The sequence below is a fragment of the Streptomyces sp. NPDC048644 genome (assembly GCF_043199105.1).
In the GTDB taxonomy this organism is placed as follows: Bacteria; Actinomycetota; Actinomycetes; order Streptomycetales; family Streptomycetaceae; genus Streptomyces.
The window spans coordinates 104752-126800 of record NZ_JBICVO010000011.1; the positions used below are offsets into that span (position 1 = coordinate 104752).

Below are 22049 nucleotides of genomic sequence, written 5' to 3' on the forward strand. Positions count from 1 at the left end.
GCCACGCCGAGCACCCGGTCGTGCTGGGTGAGCGCGACCGGCCCGCTGATCGCGTGGGCCGGTCCCGAGACGGTGCCGGACACGGCCGGGGCCAGCCACCGCGCCTCGCCCTCGATGGGAAGGGCCGGGCTGAACCTGCGCGGGGCGAGCTGCTGCTGGTCCGCACCGCGGGTCAGGAAGCGGCCGACCCGGTTCAGCGTCCGGTACGAGTCGGGGGCCGGAATCCGCTGCACCGTGACGGACGGACGGAAGACCGTCCGGTAGGTGAACTGGCGCACCGGACCCGCGTAGTTGAGGCCGGAGAGCACATAGGCGTAGGAGGTCAGGCCGTTCTTGGCGGTGTGGCTGCGCGAGAACAGCTTCACGTCGGTCTCCGGAGTGAAGACCTTCCCGAACCCCGATGCCAGGCCGGCGGTCAGCGTGGCCGACGCGCCGTGCGACTCGGTGTTGGCGAAGTCCCGCATGGCGCTGGGCCACAGGTCGAAGCCACCTTCGGACAGGTACACCGATGACACCGGGGTGATGGGCGAGCCCGCCGCCCCGTCGGAGGCACGCTCCGCGTGCACCTGGAAGGTGACCAGCTCCGTCTCCCCGGAGGCCAGCAGCCGCGGGAAGGTCCGGGTGAGGCCCTCGGGGGAGAACAGCTGGGTGAACCGGGTCTCCAGCGAGACGGAGTTGAAGTGGCTGTCCAGGAACGTGTCCAGGGAGGCCAGTTCGCCCCGGGTCCACTCCGGCGTGCGGGTGGCCCGGCCGGCGTTCAGGAACTGTTCGCGCAGGCTGTCGCGGACCTTCGACGCGCCGGATAGCCCGGCGGGCCCGAACAGCCCCGAACTGCCGGTCGGCTGCGCCAGTTCGGCCGGGGGAGCGGTCACCAGCTCGTCCGGCTGCTTCTGGTAGGTGATCTCCAGCGGCCCGACGGTACGGGGAAGCGCGCCGGTCTCCTCGGCGACGACCGTGGCCATCGTGTGCTGGAAGGCGTCGGCCAGTTCGACGGGCACCCGCACGACGACCGAGATGTCCTCGACGTGCTCGCGGCCCGTGGTGTGCCCGAGAGGCCGCGAGCCCACCTCCAGACGGATCGTCATCAGGTACGGCACACTGTCGCCGTTGTAGCGCGCGGTGTGCCAGCGTCCGCCGCCGGTGTCGCCCGCGCTGCTGAAGGCGGTCGACGTGCCCAGGTCGAGCGTGAGTGACGCGGAGGGCGCGACCGTGCTCGGCAGCAGGCCGGCGCCCGGTCCGAACGCCGCCCCGACGGTGAGGCCGAAGCCGCCGCCCGCGCTGGTGGACGCACCTTGCAGCTCCAGCCAGCGGCTGTTGAGCACGGTGGGAATGCGGGTGGCATCGCCGATCCGCACGACGCCGCGCACCTGCCCCTTCAGCGAAAGGGTCAGGAACTCCTTGTCGTTCATCGGCACCGGAGGCAGCGTCATGCCGCCCTCCAGCGTCCTGGCGAGGTCCGCCATCATGCTCAGCTCGCCGATGCGGCTGTGCAGATAGTCGTGCAGCGGGGTGCCGGGCCTGGCGCTGAGGTAGTCGTCCACCAGGTGGTCCCGGATCAGGCGGAGCCCGCCGATCTGCTGGGGGATGGCGAAGAACCGCCGCGCTTCCCTGGTGAGCCGGTCCAGCGCGCCGCCGGACGCCGATGCGGGCAGTTCGGCGTGGAAGGGCGCGGTGGTGCCGTTCGCGGCGAGTTCGGTCAGCTGGGCGGGGAACGCCACCGTCAGGTCCCCGGTCACCAAGCTGTGCACGGACTGCGAGCCGGGACCTGACGTGGTGACGGTCAGAGTGGTCCCGGAGAAGGAGAACTGCCTCAGCTCACCGTCGAGCCCCAGCGAGGGGTTGCTGTACGCGTTGGTGCTCCGGCTCTGGCCGTAGCTCCGCGAGGACGACAGGCTGACGCCGGCCTTGGGCGTGACGGCGACGGGCCCGGACGCGACGGTGGCGAGCTTCTCGCCCCCGCTCAGGCTGCGGCTGTTGCTGACGCTCTCGGACGTGCCCGTCGAGCGGTCGGAGCCCGGCTCCTGAAGGCCGAGGCTCTTCGTCCCGTACGGCCGGTAGGGCGCGTCGACGAGGGTGGCACGGTCCCGGTTGATGCCGGTCAGGGTGAGCGTGACGGTGCGCTTGGCGGTGCCCCAGCGTCCCGGGACGGTCAACTCGATGCCCTCGTCGACCAGTTGCTGTGCGAAGTCACGGGGCGTCTTGCGGGCGATGGTGGCCCGCAGTTCGCTACGGAAGGCATCCAGGCCGCCTTCGGCGATGTCATCGGGCAGCAGCTCGGTGACCAGGTCCGTGAAGGTACGGGTCTGCGGGGCGCCGGGCAGACTCATCCCGTCGAAGCGGACACCGTCGAAGTCGAGCACGGTGCCGAACATCCCCAGCGGGAAGTGCTTCGAGGTACCGCCGAAGCCGATCGGCGGCACGGCCTCGGGGAACAGCCACCGCGTGTCCTCCACGGGGTCCGAGCCGTCGCTGAGGACGACGGGGAGGTGCGGCAGCAGGTGGGGGAAGAGATCCGCGCCCTCACCCAGCGCCAGCAACTCGTCCGAGGGCGCCAGCAGCCTGCCTTCGGCGTCCATGTCGATGGAGGTGACGTCGCGCCGCCCCGGGCGCAGCAGCTTGGCGGGGGACCGGTACTGCTCGTCCGGGTGCGCGGGGTCGGCCCACACCACCCGGCCGTCGATGTTCTCGGCGTGCAGCCGGCCGGAGCTGCTGCCGCCGGAGCCGTGGAAGACCACCTGGGAGGCGGCGCCGGAACCGGCCTGGCGGAGCCGCACCGTGATGAACTGCACCGCGGCGTCGACGTCGCTGCCGTGCCACTCGAAGGCGTGCGCGGTACGGAGCTGGTCCCATTCCGGTGAACCGTGGGCGGGCGTCTGGGACGCCGCGACAGTCGTCAGGTCGTGGCTCAACTCCTGGACGTGGCTCAGCTCCTGGACCTCGTCCGGAAGCTGGACCTCTTCCTGAGCGTCCGACTGGACCTGTCCATCGGAGGTGTCCGACTCGACCTGTACCTGGGACATCTCCGACTGCGGCTGCGGCGTGCCGACCGTGACCGCGCCGGACCGGGCGACGGGCAGCGGCACGGTGATGTGGGGCGGGCCCGACAGGACGGGACCGGCCTGCTGCTCACCGCTGCCGTGGACGCTCGTGGACGACGGGGTGAACTTTCGCCACTCACCCGTCTTGCCGTGGTCATCGCGGTAGAGGAGGAAGCTGATGCCGGAGAGCTCCGGGGTCGCGGCGATCTGGGTGGTGGGCGCCCACACGGTGAGCCCGGTTTCGTCCGCGATCTGCTGCGCGACGGACTGGCCGTGCTCGTCGACGGCGCCCGCCTCGCAGGCGGCCAGGATGATCTGAGCGGTGCTGCCCGCCTTCTCCCGCAGCTCGGTGATGCTGGGGCGCCGCCCGAGCGCCTTGCCGAAGGCGCTGCCGTTCACGTTGGTGGGCTTGCCGTTCACCGGCACCGTGAGCCAGCCGCGGGTGCCGTGCAGCAGCGCCAGGTACATCGGGTTCGCACGGTCCCACGGCACGGGCCGGCGCGCGTTCAGGTGCACCTTGCCCGGCGATCCGGCCTGGTCGTAGTGCGCGAAGTACTGCTGCGTCAGGTCCAGATCGGTGTGCGTCCGCAGCCGCTTGAGGACATCGGCCCGGGTGTGGAAGGACCGGCCGGCCGGAGCCTTGGTGCCGGGCGCCACGATCCGCAGGTGGTCGATGTCGCCGGCACGCACGGTGGTGCCGTCCGACGTCTTCAGCACCACGTCCTCGTAGGCGGTGCTCTCCGGTGCGACGGTCACCGGCTCGGGATCGGCGTAGAGGTCTTCGACGAACCACTGCACCACCCGCGGGTCGAGCCGGGCCCGCGGCGGGTTGATCGTCCGGGGGTCGTGGTAGGCCGCGTAGGTCTCGGCGAACCACTCGTCGGGGGTGGCGAACTGGTAGTTGGAGACGGCGTGTTCGCGGGCATCGGCCAGGTAGCTGACCCATTGGCCGCCGTGGCTGATCTGGTAGATGCGGCCGTCGTGCGTCAGCTGCGCCGCACCGCCGTCATCCAGCGTCCACGGCTGCGCGGCGGCCGTCCGCAGGTTGCCGACCATGCGCGTCAGACGGTCGAGCCGGTCCGTGTCGCTGCCGGCCAGCTCCTTGGGGAGCCGGTCCAGAGCGCCGGGGTCCTTCCGGATTGCCTGCACATCGATGCGCTCCGCCACCTGGTTGCTCAGCGCCTCATCGTCGATGCCCACACCGGCGAGGAACGCCTTGGCGACCGGCCGCAGATCGACGTAGTACGTGCTCCAGCCGCCGAATCGGTCCTCGCCACTGAGCTTGAGAACCCACCCCATCCGCATGTCCACCGAGTGGCCCACCTCGTGGCGCAGCGTCCACTCGACGAGGTTGCCGTGTGCCAGGACGTCGGAGACCCCTGCCATGACATGACGCCGCGGGCCCTGGATCCCGAGGGCACGGGCGATGCGCAGGCCCTGGTAGTCCGACATCGCCACCATGTCCATCAGCCACCGCTGTGCCGCGCTCCCGCGGTCGAGCCTGGTGTACATCCAGGAGGGCATGTGCAGCGGGTGCGAGATGCGGATGTGCCGGTCGTCGACGATGTAGGAGCTGACGGGCCCCTTGGAGCTGTCGGCCGTGATCGACTGGAGGTAGACGTTGCCGGCCACGTCCTTCGAGGGAAGGCCGTCGAACACCTTGGTGATCTTGTCCAGCACGGAGTGGCTGAAGTGCGCCTCGCCGTTCGCCGGGCCGATCTTGATCCCGTACCGGTTGCTCAGCAGCTCCTCGCGCTGCGCCGCACCGGTGTTGCGCAGCCACGCGCCGATCCGCCGGCGTGTGCCACCGGAGGTGGCCGGCCGGGACTGCTGAGTGCCCTGCGGCTGCGGCGGCACGACCAGGTCGGCCAGGAGGTCGTCGACGGGCAGCGGCGCGCCGCCGGTCGCTTCCTCCTTGGCCTCCCGCATCAGACGGTCGATGTCCGACTCGTTCGAGCCGTGCAGGGCCGGGTGGGTGTCAGGCAGCAGGGCGCGCAGGCCGAGCTCCAGGAACGGGTCGTCCAGCAGCCCGCCCAACTGCAGCCGGTCGTAGGTGTCCGATGCCCACTGCCGGGTCTCGTCGTCGTCCCTGTGCTGCCGGACCGCCAGCTCGTCGTGCGCCTGGTTGAGCGCTTCGCGGGCGAACTGCTCCGTGGTGAAATCGGTGAGTTCCTCGATGAGTTGACGGTGCGCGTCGTCCACCTCGCGCAGTGAGCTCGGCTGCAGGAAACCAGGGCTGGGGAACATTGCCGCGAACACGTCGGTGACCACCACGACCGCCCGGTCCCTCGGGAAGGGCGCGGAGTTGATCAGGGTCCAGTTGCCGGGGTTCCGGTGCACATCCGACGTGAGATGTTGGGACACCTCGGCCAGCGGGCCCACGTGCACCTCGGCCTCGGCCCTGTTGACCCCGATCGCGGCCAGCCACTCGGTGCCGGTCACCGGACCGAGCCCCAGAGCGGTGTCCAGGACCATGAACTCGACCGTGCCGTCCGCCATCGTCGTGGGGACACTCACGGCGATGTGGTAGTGCCACTGGACGAGACCGGGGGCCTCACGGGTGGCACCGGCCGCGTTGGGGGACAGTACGGACAGCAGCGGTTCGGCGCGGGAGACGATGATCTTCCTGACCGGCGCGCCCCACTGCTGGAGCTTCATCGCCGACAGGTGGGCCCGCAGATAGCAGCCGTCCTCGGGATGTCCGCTGGGCATGGGGAGTTGACCGAACAGCGGGTGGTGGTACTGCAACTGCTCAAGCTGCCCGTACCACTCGTGGACCTGCTCGACGGACGCCGTCGGCCGGTCGGTGAGGTCGCCGAGGGTGTGCCCGATCGACTCCGCCTGCTGCAGCCCCTGGGAGAGCTTCACCAGCGAGTCCCTGAGGTCGAGCTGGAACAGCGACGCGAAGCTGTCCTGGACCGCCCACACCTTGCGCAGGTCGCGTTCGAGCGCGTCCAGCATCTGAACGGCGGAGGCGAGATCGCCGTCGCCCACGTGGAACGAGAGCCGGGTGGCGAACGCCTGCACCTGCGGCTGGGCCTGCGCCGGTACGTCGGCCGCGAGGTTGCGCAGATCGAGGTCCCAGCCGCCGGGCACGGAGGCATAGACGTGCTCCAGGACCTGCACGGCGTGCCGGCTGTCCAGCATGTTCATCCCCACTGCCACGTTGAGCGCTATGGGGAGCGTTATCGACGCGTGGTCGAAGAACGCGTGGTCGAACTCATCGATCGCCTGCCGGTCGGCCGGCGCGGCATGGGCGGTCAGCAGGTACGTCAGCTGCTCGACGTCCACGCCGTTCGTGGACATCACGAGCTCGGCGATGAGCTGCGCCGCCTCCACGTGGCCCAGCGGAGAGACCTGCGTGTCCTGGAGCACCTGCTGCCAGAACTGCTCGTCGACCGCCATCAGTTCATCGAGGGTCAAGTCCTGCGGTGCGGAGCCGGACTGGACGGCCGGCTCGGAGATCGTGATCCACCTCTGCGACTCCGCCGTGAGCTGCTCCGCCGGGGTCGTGGCCTGCTGCGCTTCGGTGAGTTCCTTGAAGGCGTCCCTCGCGTTCTGCTCGGCCCGCTTCTTCCGGGCCGTCGCCTCCCACTCGGCCTGGACGAGGGGACCGTGCGCCTCCCCGCTTTCCAGAGCGGCGAGTTGGGCCCGCTCGTACTCGTCGGCGGCCCGCAGCGCCGCCGCGATGTGGTCGGCCGCGGTCTCGTAGAGGCCGTCGTGCGTGGGGATGGAGCCTGCCGTGGTCGGTCCGGAGAGCTGCGCCGTCGCCCGCGCACGGGCCGCCCGCGCCGCCTGCACGGCCCGCAGGGCCGCCGCCCGCGCGTCCGCCGTCCGCTCATCGGCCGCGTCCAGCTTCTGCTCCGCCGCCGCCAGTTGGGAATCCGCCGCAAGCGCGGCCTCCCCGGCGATGTCCGCAGCCTCCGCCGCCTTCAGCTCGGCCTGCTGCGCCTCCTTGAGCGCGGCCTCGGCCTTGCTCAAGGACTTCCGGATGTCCTCCTGCGCGGCCTGCTCGTCCTGCGGCGCGTGGGTCGTCCCGGCGGAGACCGCGGACGCCGGAAGGTGCTCGGGGACCAGCACGTTCCCCTGGGCGTCCAGGAACTGGACCAGCACCGGAGGGGACACCTTGGCCGGCTGGACGAGCGCCTGCACGGAGGGGAGGTCCACCTGCACGTCATCGGCCCCGGCCCACACCGTGGCCCGCTCGCCCAGGTGCTGGGCGAACCAGGACGGGGACTCCGCCTGGCCGTCGTTGCTCCAGGGGACGATCCGCGCCTGCGCGCCCGCCTCCAGGAGCTGGAGCGTGGCGTCGGCCTGCCGGACCGTGTCGGCCCCGGAGCCCAGATACAGGTATCCCGTCGGAACGGGGTGCGGCGGCGCGGACACCGTGTCCGGCCGCGCAGCCGCCGCGTGACGGTTCCGGATGTCCTGCCGGGCGCTCGCGTTGCGCTCCTTCCGGACCAGCGCGTCGTACTGCTCCTGGCGTTCCCTGACGGCCAGTTGGGCGTCCGCGAGCTGCTCGGCGGCGTCGAGCGCCGCCTTGAAGCGGCTGTCGGCGATCTTGCCTGCCGCCTGCGTCGCGCTCAGCTCGTCCTGCTTGATCTGCCGCGCCCGCCGGGCCGCTGCCACCGCTTCCTGCGCCCGCCGGACCGCATCGGCGGCGGCCTGCTGCGCCCGTCGGCTCGCCTCGGCCGCCTGCGCCGCGGCCAGCTCCGTCTTCGCCTGCTCGTGCGCCTCCTGGGCCGCGGTCAGCCGGGTCTCGATGCCCGGTACGTCGATGCCGTCGATGAGGTGCGCGGCCTGCGCCCGGTAGTGCTCGGCGCGGGCCGTTTCGGTGGCCGTGGTCGCCGCATCGACCCGCTGCGTCCAGCGCTCGTGCTGCCGCACCGCGTACCGGTCGGACCTGGCCTGCCGCACGGCCCGCTCGGTGCGCGTCACCTCGTCCCTCGCGGTCTCGGTCCGGGGCTTCGGGCCGATGAGCCCGGACGCCGCCGGCTCCTGGGCGGCGTGCGCGGACGTGTCGGAACCGGCCCGCTCGGTCGCGTGGGCGTTCTGAGGGGTGTGCGTTTCGGGACGCGGGCTTTCCAGCTCGGTCACCGTCCCGTTCGCGCTGCTGGTCGAACCGTGGCCGTCGAGCGGCCCGTTCGTGTGCGTCGCGCCGTCCTGCTGGAGGTCCTGGAAGGTCTTGATGTGGGGCTCGCGGGTGGCCGCCGCGCGGGGCGTGCCGGACTTGGTGTCGCGGGCGGGCGTGCCCTTGGCGCGGGTCTCGCGCTCCTCGCGCGCCTTGGCCAGTTCCGCGTTCTGCGCCTGGTAGTTGACGGTTTCCTGCGTACCGCCGTGGGTGTCCTGGGGCGTGGTCTGCGCGTCGGGGCGCTGCGACTCCTGCTCCGCGCCCGCTGACGTGCTCTCCAGCTCCGCAGCGGACGCCTTCTCGGCGCGGTCCATCCGCTCCTTGTGCAGTTGCGCCAGATTCCGGTTCTGCGCGCGGTAGTCGGCGGCGGTGTCCGAAGCCGACGCCTCGTCGCGGGCGCGGGCCAGCTCGGCGTGCGCGTCATCCAGCAGCCGGTCGGCCTTCTTCCCGGCGTCGTAGGCACCGGAGGCCAGGCCCTCCCGGAAGCCCTTGCGGAAGACGTCACCCGACGTCTTCTCCTTGGCCAGCCAGTCCTCGGTATCGACGTTCCGCTCGCTCTGGAACCGCTCGTGGAGCGTGGTCCAGTCGTGCCGGAAGGCCGCCGCTTCGCTCGCGAAACCACCGAGATCCGCCTCGTCGATGTGGTCCGCGAGGCCCCGCACATCGCCGTAACGGCCGCGGAAGACCTCGCCGCCGTCGCGCACCGTCGACTCCAGGCGGATCTCCGACGCGATCCGCGCGTCGATCCCCTCCTGGATGAGGTCCGCTTCCGCACGCCACTCCACCAGGCGCGCATCGGCGTTCCTGCCGGTCCGCGCCGGCTCACCGGCCCTGAGGAAGCCGATGTACTGCTCGGCGGCGGTCGCCAGCTCCCGGGCCTTCGCCTCGATGACGCGCTGTTCGCCCTCGGTGCTGAGGCCGTTGCCGTGCCCGTGCACCTTGTCCCGCACGGCGTCGACGGCGTCGTGCAGCTCCTGGTGGAAGTCGAGGCGTCCCCGGAGCGCGGACGGCGTCAGCAGGGTGCCCGTCTCCTCCGCGAGGGACTTGCCGTCCGCGGGCGACTGCTGCTCTGCCGTGACCGGCTGCTGTTCCGCGAGGGCCGGGTCCTCCTTCAGGGAGTGGCCGGGCAGCGACTGCGGCGGGTGCTCGGCGCCCCAGCGGTTCGCGACGTGATGCAGGTCCTGGCGGAGGCTCGCCTTGGCGTCCCTGACCATCTGGTCCGTGACGCCGGTGTGTTCCTCGGCGAGGGTGTCGATGGCGCGGTCGCCCTGCGGCGCGATCTCGTACTCGACCGTGAGGTCGCGGAGCAGATCCGCCTCTGCGGCGTTCAGCGCCTTCTCGGCGGTGGCGGAGTGCTGGGCGCCGTACCTGCGGAAGCCGTTCGGGCTGTGGTAGGCGTCCGCGAGCCGGTGGACCGCCTTCTCGTGCTGGAGAGAGCGCAGCACGTCCGCGTGGGTGAGGGCAGTGTCCGGGCCGCCGTCGATCTTGCCCTGGGCCTGGTACCCGTCGAAGGCCGTCAGCACCCGCTCGGCACGGGTCAGGATCTGCCGGGCGTGGTCGAAACGGGCTTCCAGCGTGTCCTGAAGGGTCGAGCGCGCGGCGTCGGACGCCTTCTTGAACGCGGTGGGGTCGACCGATGACGCCAGGTCGCGGGAGGTGGCGCGTGCGCTCCGTGCCTCCTTGAGCGCGTCGGCGACGTACTCCTTCTTCACCAGCTCGACGAGCCGGGACCGCTGCGCCGCCTCCTTGGGAAGCTGCTCGTGCGCGTAGGCGTCCACGCGCTGCGCTGCCGACGTGGTCAGGTGCGCGTCGGCCAGCCGCTGGTGGTAGCGCTCGCCCAACTCGCCGATACGCAGCTCGAATTGCTGCTTCCAGGACTTGTCGAGCGCCGGACGCGCGTGGGCGGACGACCCCTTGGGCGCGCCGCCGACGATCTCGTCGAAATCGCGGACGAGATCGCTGTGCAGCGTGTCCAGGATCGTCTTGCGGTCCGCCTCCGTCAGATGCGGCTCCGGCCCCCTCTCGCTCTCCGGGGCCGCCGTACGGGCCGCGTCGGACACCTCCACCCAGCGGCTGTACTCCGCGTCCGCCCGCTGCGCGAGGGTGTCCAGGTCGGCGTTCCGCTGGACGGCCAGATCCATGCGGGTGTCGTAGTGGTTCAGCAGGTGGGACGTGGCCGAGGGGAGGGAGAACGAGGTGATGGGCGTGTCGTGGGAGGTCGCGGCTGCCTCGTGGCCCGCGGTCTTGTCCGTGGACACACCGGTGCCCTCGTGCTGCGTGACGTGCTCCGACGCCTGGCCGGTGGTGTCGTGGGTCTGCTGGGTCTGCTGGGTCTGCTGCGTGTGGTCCGTCGTCGGGGTGTCGTGCGTGGTGACGGTGTCCTCGGCGGCGGTCTGCGTCTGGGGGGTGTCGTGGGTCTGCCGGGTGTGGGGCTGCTGGGTCTGGGCCTGCGTCGGCTGCTCGTGGGTCAGGCCGACGCCATCGACGGGCTCTGCCGGGTGCGTGCGCTGTCCGGCCGGCGGCGCGCCCGCGTCCTTCGCGCTGCCCGCGTCTGCCGTCGCGTCGGCTTCCTCCGCCGCCGCCTGCGTCTTGAGGCCGGCCCGATGCCGCTGCTCCGCCTGCTGACGAGTGCCCTTCTCGAAGGAGTCCGAGCCGTTCTTCTCGTCCTCGAGCCACTGCTTCAGGTCGGCGCTGTCCTTGCCGTGGAAGCGGTCGTGCAGCGCGACCCAGTCGTGACGGAAGGAGGACGCCACGTCCGCGTACCCGTCCTCGTGGGGGGAGGCGAACCCGTCGTATTCGACGAACCGCCTCTCGAAGGTGCGGCCGGCTTCGGCGACCGCGCCCTCGCGGTAGGAGTCCCGGTCCAGGTGGGTGCGGAGGTCGTCCAGGAGCTTGTCGGACGTGGCACGCCACTCCTGGAACCGCGGGTCGAGTTCCTTGCCGAGCAGCGGTTCCCGGCCGGTACGCAGCCCGCCCAGCAGGGATTCGGCCTCCGCCTTCAGCTGTGTGGTGAGGTCCTTGACGACCCGCTCGACGGCCGCCTCGTCGTGCGTCAGGTTGTTCTCGGTGGCGTCGCGCAGTTCCGTGACGCGCTGGTTGACCTCGGAGTGGTAGTGCAGCCGGTCGCCGAGCGCCCGCCCGGTCAGCATCGAGTCGGTGCTGCGCTTGCTCCACGACACCGCATCGCCGAGCCCGTTCCGGGTCGGGTGGGCGCCGCCGTTGAACGAGGTGAACGCGTCGTTCACGGTGGCGCGGAGGTCCTTCTTGAGGCTCTCCAGCGCGTCGGCCTTGAGGTTGTCCAGCGCTTCGCCGGACGGCTTGCTCCCGGAGTCCCGCACGTGCGCGGAGACCGCGTCGTCCAGCTTCTCCTTCAGCCCCGGCAGCAGGTCCTTCTCGACCCGCAGGTGCTCCTGGAGGCGGGTGAGGGTGCTGTCCAGCGCGAAGTCGGCCGCGTCCTGGCGTCCCCATCCCTGGGCGTGCAACTGCTTCATGTCGCGGAACGAGTCCAGCAGCTGATCGCGGGCGGAAAGCTCCCAGCCCTTCCTGCCGCCGTCGTTGAAGTGATCGTCATCGACGCGGGCATTGCTGCCGCGCTTGCCCGATGCCGCGTCGTAGTGCTCCATGAAGCGGTCGACGCGTGCCTGTACCTCCTTGGCGAACGCGAGCCGTTCCGCCTCGGTGCCGACCGTGTGGGTCTGCTCCGGTGCGAGGTCCTTCGCGCCGTCGATGTCCGCCTGGTACTTCTCCCGGACCGTCTTCACGAGTTCCGGGTCGAGCGGGTTTTCCTTGTCCGCCGGGGCCAGGTGCTCATCCCGCGGCCGGTCGTCGGCCGTCAGGTCCCGCTCGGCCGCCGAGTGGCGCACGTCGAAGCGCTCGGGCAGCGTGCTGACGAGCTGCTCGTGGAACTCGTCCCAGGTCTTGCGCAGCGCATGGTGCTCGCCGGCGGTGAGCGGCTGCCCCTCGCCGACCTCGGTCAACTTCGTGAACTCGGCGTGGAATTCGGCCGTGACCTCGTCCAGTACGGCCGCACGGTCCACCTTGGTGGGCCGGTCCATGGAGGTGCCCAGCAGATTGCGGCGCTCGGCCGTGGCCCGTGCGTCCCTCAGCTCCGCCGCGGTGAGGCCGGCCTTCTCCTCGTCGCTCATGTGACGGACCCGCTCGTCCAGCGGCATCCAGTCCTCGGCCGCCGCGTCCACCTTGCCGGACAGCTCCTGCAACTGCCGGTTGCGGGTTTCGGCCAGTTCGAGCACGTACGTGTAGTGGTCGGTGAGCTTTTCCTTGGCGGCGGTGTGTGCGGCGTCCACCGCGGGGTCCTTGGCGGGCGCGGGGGAGGGCTCGGCGTCCTTCCAGTGACCGCCGTCCAGCCGCCCGTCCGACCAGACCTTGTCGTAGCCGGACATCCACTCGTGGTGGAAGTCCGATTCCAGCGAGTCCGCCTTGGACGAGGGAAGGCCGTGCCCGTCGCCGACCAGCTCGTGCCATACCGACTTGGCCTCGGCGGCGGTGTGCGGCAACTGCTCCGCGGTCTTCGCCAGGCCGGGCGCCGAGTCCTTGAGGCCGGTGAGGTGGTGCTCCAGGTTGTACAGCGCCTTGTTGACCTGCTGCGGCGAGTAGTCGGTGCCGTTCAGCTGCTTGCGGGCGTCGGCCACCGCGTCCACGGAGAGGTGGTCGAGCCGGGAGCGGACCCAACTGCCCTGCGTGCCGAGGTCTTCCCGGCCCGGCAGGGATTCGTGGGTGGTCTTCCACTGCCGGTGGGCCTCGGCCTCGAAGGTGAAGCGCCCGGAGATGCTCTTGTCGAGAGTGGTCAGGGCGTGCTTCGTGGTGGTGTCCACGCCCACGGACCTGTCGTCCAGCGGGTCGCGCCTGATGTCGGCGAGCAGGTCGTGGGCGGACCGGTGCAGTGACGCCTGCACGCTGCCGGAGTGCTGCCGCAGATCGTGCGAGAGCTGGTGCGGGTTCGCATCGTCCCCGAAGCGGTCCGGCAGTTCGTCGAGGAAGTGGCGGATGTCATCGGTGGCCTTCAGCTCGGCCGCGAGCTTCTTGCCGACGCCTGCCTCGACCTCCCCCCACTTCTCCGACGCGCGGGTCAGCGCCGCGTGCTGCGCCTTGGAACTCGGCCGCTCGGGGAGCGACTTCAGCTCGTCCTGGAGTATCTGCTCGAACTTGGCGCGGGACGCGGCGCCGTAGCGTTCCCGGATCTCCGCCGTGTCACGGTCGGACCAGCCGCTGCCGGACTCCTTCCAGCCGGCCAGGTGCCGCTCGACCATCTGGTCCGTGACGCTGAGGTTTTCGTGGGTCCTGGAGTGCAGCGTGATCCGGTCGGGCAGCCCCTTCTTGAGGTCGTCGGCCATCCGGGAGAAGTGCTCGCCCGGCTCGTGGACCATCCAGTGCGGCTCCTCGTGCAGCTTGCCGTAGCTGCTGTCGAGGGCGTGCTCCAGGCTGTTCCGGTACCCCTGGGACGCCGCCTTGACGGCCTCCGGGGGGTGGCCTTCGGAGTTCCAGCGCTGCTCGGCCCGGTCCACCGCATTGTCGATGCGGGTGTCCAACTCGGGCCTCATGTTGTGCAGTTGGGCGCGGCCCCGGATGGTGCTGCCGAGGTTCTTCAGCTCCTGCGCCCACTGCTTCTCGGCCTTGGCGAGTTCGGACCCGCTGGGCGCGGGCTTCTCGCCGTCCGCGCGGAACAGCTTGTCGAACTTGCCCTCGGCGTCCTGGACGAGCTTGTCGAACACTGCCTGACGCCCTTCGGCGTCCATCTTGCGCAGCGCCTTGGACGTCTTCGTCAGCTCGACGAACTTGTCCCGCAGCTTCTCGGCGCCCGTCTGGAGCTTCTCGTTCAGGGCCTTCTCATGGGCGAAGGACTGCCGCTCGGCCTCCACCTTGTCGGCGTAGGACTTCTTCACCCCCTGGTTCTCGTCCGACCAGGCCCGCTCCTTCTCGGCGTTCTTGGCGTGGCCTTCGGAGTCCGACGGGGCGTGCTCGGATTCCGAGCGGGCGCCGGGACCGTGCTCCCCGGGCCGTGCGGCCTGCGCGTGACCGGCCGAACTGCCCGCCTCGTGGGAGGGGTTGGCGTGCTCGCCCGACGCGGAGGCGCTGTGCCCGCTCTCGTGTGCGCTGCCCTGGGCGGACGCGTGGTGATCGGCGGAGGACGCGGACGAGGTCTCCGGGGAGCGCGGCTCCTGCTTGCCGGCCCCCTCCTTGGCCGACGTGGCACCCGGCTTCTCCGTGGCGTTCGCGCCCGGCTTGTCGCCGGTGGCGCCCGGCTTGCCTTCCTGGCCGACCGTCACCTTGTCGTTCGCCTGGCCGACCGGCCTGTCCGACTTCGCCCCGGCCCGCTCCCCAGGGTTGGCCCCCGGCTTCTCGCCTGCGGTGGTGCCGGGCTTCTCCGATGCGTGGGTGGTGGGCTTGTCGGACGCGGTGGTGCCGGGCTTCTCCGATGCGTGGGTGGTGGGCTTGTCCGACGCGGTGCTGCCCGGCTTGTCCGTGGCGGTGGGCTTGTCGGTGACACCCGGCTTGTCCGTGGCGGTGGTGCCGGGCTTGTCGGTGCCGGTGGTGCCGGTGGTGCCGGTGGTGCCGGACTTCTCCGTCGGTCCGGCGCCCGGCTTCTCGTTCGTCTGCGCCGGGTGCGTGGTGGCGGGCTGGTGCTGCTCGGCGTGCTCCGTGGATCCGCCGGGCCGTTCCCCGGGCTGGTTGCCCTTGCCGCCCTCGGTGGAATGCGGTGCCTGCGTCTGGTGGCCCGGCTCCGTCTGCGGGGTCTTCCCGGCCGAGCCGGTCTGGCCTTCCTGCGCGGCGTGCTTGCCGCCGTCACCGGACTTCGCGGCTCCGGTGGGCCGGGTTTCGGAGCCCGGGGTCTGGTGGGTGGGGCTCGACGTGGTCGGCTCGGTGCCGTGCCCGGTGCCCTGCTTCCCGGTCGGGCCGTGGCCGGACGAGGTGGCGGGCGGCTTCTCCTCCGCCCCGTTGCGGCGGCCCGGCGAAGGAGGCACGTCGGTCGGGTTGGCGTGGACGGGGCCGCTGTTCTTGCCGGACGGCGTCGTGGTGTGGGCGGTGGGCACCCCGTCCTCGGGGCGCGCGGTGTGCGGCTTCGGACCGGTCGTGCCGGTCGGCGAGGTCTGCCCCACCGGGCCTTCCGTCGTCGGCTTGACCGTTGAACCAGGGCGCGGGTTCACCGGGTCCTTGCCCACGCCGGGGCCGGTACCCACCGACTTGTCCGGCGCCGTGGCGACCTGCTGCGGCCGGGTCGTCGAGCCATTGGTGGGGTGGACACCGGACGATTCGCCGCTGACGGGCTTGGTGATCACGGTCTCGGCGCCCTTGCCGGGGTTCACCGACTTGGCGCCGCCGGTGCCCGACTTCGCCGTCGACGCGAGTCCGCCGGTGGGCGGTGAGAAGTTGCCCACCGGGACGGTGGTGCCCACGTCGCCCGTCGGCGTCACGCCGTGCTCACCCGACGTATTGACCGTCGGCGGATCCATCGCGGGGCCGTGCGTCTTGTCGCCCGCCCAGCTCTTGGCCGACTCGACGCCCTTCAACGCAGGTCCGAACAGGCCGGCCCCGCCCGCCAGGCCCATGTTGAGCCCTTCGTTCTTCCACCAGTCGCTGTCGAACTTCAACTCGGTGTGGGTGGCGGCGGCGCCGATGGCAGCGGTCGCCGCGTCGATGCCGAGCTGCGCTCCGGCCTGCAACGCGACATCGACGGCGACGGCCGCGCCGAAGACCGCCGCCTTGGCGACGGCGCTCGCGGCGGAGGTGACGGCCTCCATGACGGCGGTGAAGCCCCTGAGGAGGGCGCTGAAGACGGGCATCCCGGCCGTCAGCAAGCTGAGGCCGAGCCCGACCGTCATGGAGATGATCTCCTTGATGATGTCGTTCAGCGCGTCCTGCTGTTGCTGCTCCTGGAGATTCTTGATGTAGTCGCCGTACGCGTTGATCTTGTTGCCCATGTCCCGCGCCGCGTCAACGGCCACCTGAAGGTGCTGGTCGTGGACCTGGTTCCAGGTGGTCTGGACGGTGTTGTTGGCGTCACCGGTCCACAACATGCCGTGCACGGACGAGTCCATGGACGACATCTGTTCCCACAGCATGTCGCTGAAGTGGATCCAGGCATTGCCCAGCTTGTAGATGTTTTCGGTCACCGTCGGATCGATGCTGTACATGGCGACATCACCTAGAGGCTGGAGCGGGAGGGGAGAGGGGGAGCGGACGGGCGCGTGGGTCGCGCGCCGGTCAGTAGGTCTCGCTGATCGCGGTGACCGACGGGTCGCCGAACGCGGTGCCGTGGATGATGCCGTCGTCGGGCTGCGGGCTGCTGCTGCCGTCGCCGTTCATCTGGTTGGAGAAGTCCGTGAACTCCTTGACGATCACGTCTTCGGCGTGCAGGTAGTTCGCCCCGGCGGCGTTCAGTGCCTGCGCGGTCCGCGCGATGACACTGGTCTTCTCGCTTTCCGGGTTCTTCTCGTTGCCGAAGGCGGTGGTCATGCAGGCTTCCAGGCGCGTGAAGAAGTCCTCGGCCTCCGCCTGGGTCTTGCCCGCCCAGCCGAGTTCGAGTTCCTTCAGCGTCGAGAAGATCGTGCTGACCTGGGTGGAGATGTCACCCACCAGACCGCCTTGGCCGTCCGTGCCGGCGACCTTGCTGCCCAACGCCCGCAGCACTTCGGCGTCGACGTTGATCGAGGTGTTGACCGGCGTGACCGGGTCGTGACTGCCATATGTGACCGAAGGAAGGTTCGGAGGGGTAGTGCTCACCTGTGCTCCTGCGAAAGTCGTACGGGGGTGCCGGCCGGCGCGACCGCGCGTGACAGGAGGCGGTTGCTGCCGCGGCCCCGGTCGTGGGCGGTCTCAGTTCTTCTTGTGGAAGTTCTCGGTGTTGGTCTCTTCGGCCTGCTTGTACTCCGCGTACGCCGCGTTCATGCGGGTCACCATCTCGTGGAGGAGCTCGACGAGTTCGCTCATGTTGGTGCCGAACTCGGCCTGGAGAGCGCTGAAGGACTCGCCTGCCGGGCTGCGCCAGCTGCTCTGGGCTTGCTGGAACGCCGCCTTCACCTGTGAGACGTCGCTCTCGATCGAGGTCGTACAGCCGCGCACCGTGCCGATCGCGTCGCGCAGTTGCGCCAGGTCGACTTTGAACTCTGCGGGGGTGAGGGATCCTGTGGCCACCAGGCGAGCCTAGACGGCGGTGATCATCCGGAGGAATTCCCCTGTTCCGGCGGGGCCGGTGTCCAAGAACGGGGACCTGGCTCACGGCCGGTGCATCGGGTGGGATGGGATCGAGCGCACCCTACCCGACCGCACCTCAGGAAGGCAGCTGTGGCCACCACTCCGGAGAACTCACGACACGGGCCGCCTCGTAAGGACGAGGAGGACGGCCCCGAGGCCAAGGGGGACGGCACTCCGGCGGACACGCGGTACTCGGACGTCCCCAACCTGACGATGATCTGGGGCGATGCCCCGCCCATCACGTCCTTCACCCCGCCCCCGCAGAACGGCAACGGCCAGGACCTCACCCAGAAGCAGCCGGTCGGCACCCACCCGGCGATCAACGTCAGCATCGGCAGCATCGTCGACGCGATGCAGGGGATGTTGGCGTCGTCCAGGACGGCGGTCGACGGCTATCAGGAACTCCAGCGCACGGTGAAGGAAGCCGTGTTGGGCGGCTCCGTCTTCGGCCAGCAGGCGACCTACGAGGACTTGGGCGCGGACGACGGCAGCACCTTCGTGGACGGCCAGGGTGACAGCCACGAACTGATGAGCCACGCTTTCGACGACGACCCCCCGCCCAAGCCGGACGAAAAGGTGCGGGCGGCAGCCACCGCCTACGCCGAGGCGATGAATCCGGCGATGACCCGGGTACTGCGCCAGTGCGCCGACGCCATCGCGCTGGGCGGCCAGTTCATCGTCCGGATGGACCGGGCCGGCAGCTTCTACGCCCAGGCGGACCAGCAGTCGATCTTCCCCGCACCGACCGGTGAGCGGTGGACGACCTGACGCGAGCAGGTACGCCGACGCCAACGGGCCGGGAATGACGTGCGGTTGACGCACGCACCCCGGCCCGTGGTGTCTCACCCCGCGTGCAGCGCGGGGATGTCATCCGGCAGCAACGTCACCAGATCATCCGTGTCGGACCCGGCCTCGCCTTCGCCCGGCGTGATCAGGGCCGCATGATCGGCGAGCCGGGCCGCGTGACGCTCCGTCATCCGCTGGAAGAGCTGGCGCGCGGTGCGGCCGTTGCCGAAGCGGTCGTCGCGTTCGACGCCCGCGAAGTACTCGGCGAGCGCCGCCGATGTCTCGTCGCCCAGCTCGTACTGGTGGTGCTCGGCCTGCTGCCGCACGATGCCGACGAGTTCGTCGGAGTCGTAGTCGTCGAAGAGCAGGGTCCGGGTGAACCGTGAGGCCAGGCCAGGGTTGGCGTCGATGAACCGGCCCATGTCGTCGGGGTAGCCGGCCACGATCACCACCACGTCCTCGCGGTGGTCCTCCATCAGCTTCACCAGCGTCGAGATGGCCTCAAGACCGAAGTCCGAGCCCTGGCCGTGCGGCACCAGCGCGTACGCCTCGTCGATGAAGAGCACGCCGCCGACGGCCTGCCGGAAGACCGCGGTGGTCTTCGGCGCGGTGTGCCCGACGTACTCGCCGACCAGCGAGCCGCGGTCCGCCTCGACGAGATGCCCGCGGGTCAGCAGCCCGAGCGCGGCCAGCAGCCGGCCGTACAGCCGGGCCACCGTGGTCTTGCCGGTACCCGCGTTCCCCGCGAACACCAGGTGGCGGCTGAGCGGGGGCGGCGGCAGACCGGCCTCGGTACGGCGGCGGACCAGCTGCATCAGCTTGACCAGCGTTTCCACGTCCTGCTTGACGCGGTCCAGGCCGATCAGACCGCGGAGTTCGGCGAGCAGCTCCTCCAGCGTCTCGGCGGGCGGCGCGGTCTCGGTGGTGCCGACCGGTGTGCCGCCGCCGCGCGAGCCGCCCGACGGCACCGGGGTCGCCCCGGGCGCGGGCGCGACCGCGCGCCCGGACTCCGGCAGGGTGCTGTCCTTCACCGCGTCGACGCGGCACTCATCGAAGACCGGCTCGGCGCCGTCCGCGAGCTTGAGGTCCTCGTCGGTGTCGCGGATCAGGCAGCGGCGCAGCACCGGCTTGGCGTCCTTGCCGACGTACACCGCGGGGAACCCGGTGGCGCCGATGTCGCAGTCCGCCAGGAGTCCTGACGCACCGTCGGCGATGTAGACGCCGTTCTTGGCGGCGCGGGTGACCCGGGTCGAGCTGATCCGGGGCCTGGCGCCGGTCCACAGCACCAGGGCGCTGCCCTTGCTGTCGGTGATCTCGCAGCCGTCGAGCCACGCGGTGCTGCGCTCGCCGAGGAACACACCGGCCGACCGGCTGCCGCGCACCCGGGTGTCCGCGACCAGCGCGCCGGTGCCGGCCGTCACGTCGAGGCCGGTGCCGCAGTCCTCGATCTCGCAGTCGTCGAGGAGCGGGCGGTGCTCGGTGGACAGGCTGATGCCGGTGCCCGCGTCCGCCACCCGGCAGCGACGTGCCGTCAGGTCGCCGCCGTCCACGGCGATGCCGGTGAGTTCGGCGGCTTCGACGCGGGTGCCGGTGAGCGTGAGCAGGGCCCGCTCGGTGACCCGTACGCCGTGCTGCGGGGTGCCGCGCAGTTCGCAGTCGCGGACCGTCGCGCGGGCCGAACCCGCGAGGTGCACGGCGGTGAACGCGCTGTCGGTGACCGCGCATTCGGTGAGGGTCAGACGGGCCTCGTCGGTGACGAAGACGCCGTTGGCGCGGGAGCGGGCCAGGCCGCCGCCGCGTACCTCGACGTCCGCGGTGCCGCCCGCGGCGAGTCCGCTGTCGGCCGAGTCACCGACGGTGGTGGCGTCAAGACGCAGTACGGCGCCCTCGGCGGCCAGCACGCCCACGCCGCCGGATTCGTCGACCCGGCAGTCCCGCAGGGTGACCAGCACAGGCCCCGCGGCCTGGACACCGGTGCCGCCGCTGCGGGCGATCTCGCAGTCGTGCAGCAGCACTCCCGCGGTGCTCCCCGATGCCCCGGCGTCGCCTTCGGGGCCGCTGCCCGCGTCGGTGTCGGGCGGCAGCGCGGGGCCGCCGGTGCCCGACGCGGTGACCAGGACGCCCTGTGCCGCGCTGCCGGTCAGCCGGCAGGAGCGCAGCACGGGACGGGCGTCGTCGTCGACGCGGAACGCGGCCGACGCGGTGCCGGTCAGCTCGCAGTCGGTGAAGCTGCCGCGGGCCGGGCCGCGCATCAGGACGCCGTATCCGGCCACCGCGCTGACGGTGAGTCCGGTGACCGTGGCGTCCGCGCCGTGCTCGACCAGCAGGCCGGTGCCGTTGACGTCGGTGACCGTCACGCGCTCCAGGACGGCCCGGCTGTCGCCGCCGAGGCGCAGCGCCGGTGTGCCGGTGCCGTGCACCCGGCAGTCGCGCAGGGTGGGGGCCGCGGTGCCGGTGATGTCCACCCGGCCGCCGGTGATCTCACAGCCGTCGAGCACCACCGTGCCGCCCGTCATGGACACCGCGGGCTGGTCGGGGTCCAGGCCCTGGACGGTGAGCCCGCGGACCTCGCCCGCGCCGCCGAGCACGGTCAGCGGCGTGCCGCGGGTGGCGACCAACTGGACGGTGCCGGGGCCCTGTTCGGCGACCAGGGTGACGTCCCGGTCCAGTGTCAGGTTCTCGGGGTAGGTGCCGGGCTGGACGGAGATGACCGTGCCGGGTCCAGCAGCGCGTAGTGCCGCGCCGATGGTGCGGTGCCCACCCCAGCCCCGGGCTCCGACGCGCAGTGCGGCTGCGCCGCTGGACCGCCCGATCATGCCGGGGAGCAGCTGAGCTGGACCGGCGCGGCAGCGTCGTGCGCGTGCTTGGTGGACGACGTGTAGTCGATGCCGGTGTTGAACATCTTGAGCGTCACCTTGCCGCCGCTGACCTTGAACGGCCCGCGGGAGAGCCACTTTCCGGCGTTGTGGACCTGGTCGACCTGGAAGGTACCGGCGGCGGTGCCGCCGCTGTGGTCGGAGTTGTAGAGGGCGTACTCCGCCGGGTTGCCGCCCACGTACTGGATGTTGGAGTTGCCGGGAACGTAGACGGACAGCTCGCAGGAGGCGGCGCCCTTGATCTTGGCGCTGTAGTCGAACTTCCACAGCACGTACTGCGTCGCGTCGTGCGAGGTCTTCGACCCGGACATGGGGACGGAGAGGTACTGGCCGTTGCAGCCGGAGCCGGTGTAGCCGCCGGTGGAGGACTTGAGCCAGCCGGATGAACCGTTGCTGAAACTGGGGTCCTTGGTCCAGATCTTGGCGGCGGCGCTCGACGGGCAGCCGTAACCGGCGAGGCCGGTGTAGGCCGGGGTCGCGGCGCGGGAGTACGTCTTGCCGTGAGCCTCGGCCTTCTGGGTCGCGGCGCTGGTGGGGGGAGTCTTCGACGAGCCGGTGGAATCGGGGGACGGTCCCGTGGAGTCCGGCTGGGTCTGGATGTTGTTGCCCGACGTCCCCTGCCCAGCACCTTGTCCGCCCGAGCCGCCGCTGCTTCCTCCGGTCCCTCCGGCGGGGCCGTCGTTGTGGCCCGCGGGGCGCTTGCCGTGCTGGTCGGCGCTGGCGGTGGCCCCGGCCGGGGAAGCCTTCCCCGCCTCGTTCTTCTCGTCGCCCTTGCTGGTGAGCGCGCCGATCGCGAGCGCGCCGAGGCTCAGTGCGGCGACCACCGCGATGCCAATCGCCACCAGCCGCTTGCCCGGCTTGCCCTGCTCGCCATCGGGCCGGACGCCGCCCACGAACGCGGAGACGAAGCCATGCCGGTCCTCCTCCGCCAGGCGGCCGGGCGCCTCGGCGGCGGGCTCCTTTGGCTTCTCCTGGTCAGCCACGTGCTCTCCAATATTCAGGACTGGT

Annotated in this window: 6 protein-coding genes (1 of these 6 running past the window's edge); 1 reads left to right on the forward strand and 5 read right to left on the reverse strand. The window is 71.1% G+C overall.

The features are described 5' to 3' along the window. The 3 genes from ACGFNI_RS24545 to ACGFNI_RS24555 form a co-directional block, all read right to left on the reverse strand. Positions 1-16319 carry the 5' end (the start) of a protein-glutamine glutaminase family protein gene (locus ACGFNI_RS24545; RefSeq protein WP_393686783.1) on the reverse strand. Its footprint begins 26548 nt before the window's first position, so the window shows 16319 of its 42867 coding nt (coding positions 1-16319); its start codon is at positions 16317-16319; its stop codon lies off the left edge, out of view. Between the two features lie 70 nt (positions 16320-16389). Beyond that, positions 16390-16908: a WXG100 family type VII secretion target gene (locus ACGFNI_RS24550; protein ID WP_393686784.1), complete on the reverse strand. Its 519-nt coding sequence runs from the start codon at positions 16906-16908 to the stop codon at positions 16390-16392. A 93-nt stretch (positions 16909-17001) separates the two neighbouring features. Beyond that, a complete protein-coding gene (locus tag ACGFNI_RS24555) occupies positions 17002-17319 on the reverse strand; it encodes a WXG100 family type VII secretion target (protein WP_393686785.1) in 318 nt (105 codons plus the stop codon). A gap of 150 nt (positions 17320-17469) precedes the next feature. Between ACGFNI_RS24555 and ACGFNI_RS24560 the strand changes: the two genes are divergently transcribed. Then, a complete protein-coding gene (locus ACGFNI_RS24560; protein WP_393686786.1) occupies positions 17470-18147 on the forward strand; it encodes a hypothetical protein in 678 nt (225 codons plus the stop codon). Positions 18148-18221: 74 nt separating this feature from the next. Here the strand turns inward: ACGFNI_RS24560 and ACGFNI_RS24565 are convergent, their stop codons facing one another. Then, entirely contained in the window at positions 18222-20981 is a 2760-nt protein-coding gene (locus ACGFNI_RS24565) for a right-handed parallel beta-helix repeat-containing protein (RefSeq protein WP_393686787.1), read from the reverse strand. Beyond that, positions 20978-22024, reverse strand: a complete 1047-nt coding sequence (locus ACGFNI_RS24570) for a hypothetical protein (RefSeq protein WP_393686788.1) — start codon at positions 22022-22024, stop codon at positions 20978-20980. Before ACGFNI_RS24570 ends, ACGFNI_RS24565 begins: the two co-directional genes overlap by 4 nt. Positions 22025-22049 lie beyond the last annotated feature (25 nt).

Coding starts and splice junctions, on each gene's coding strand:
- ACGFNI_RS24565 (WP_393686787.1), bottom strand. CDS start 20,981: ATGATCGGGCGGTCCAGCGGCGCAGCCGCACTGCGCGTCGGAGCCCGG.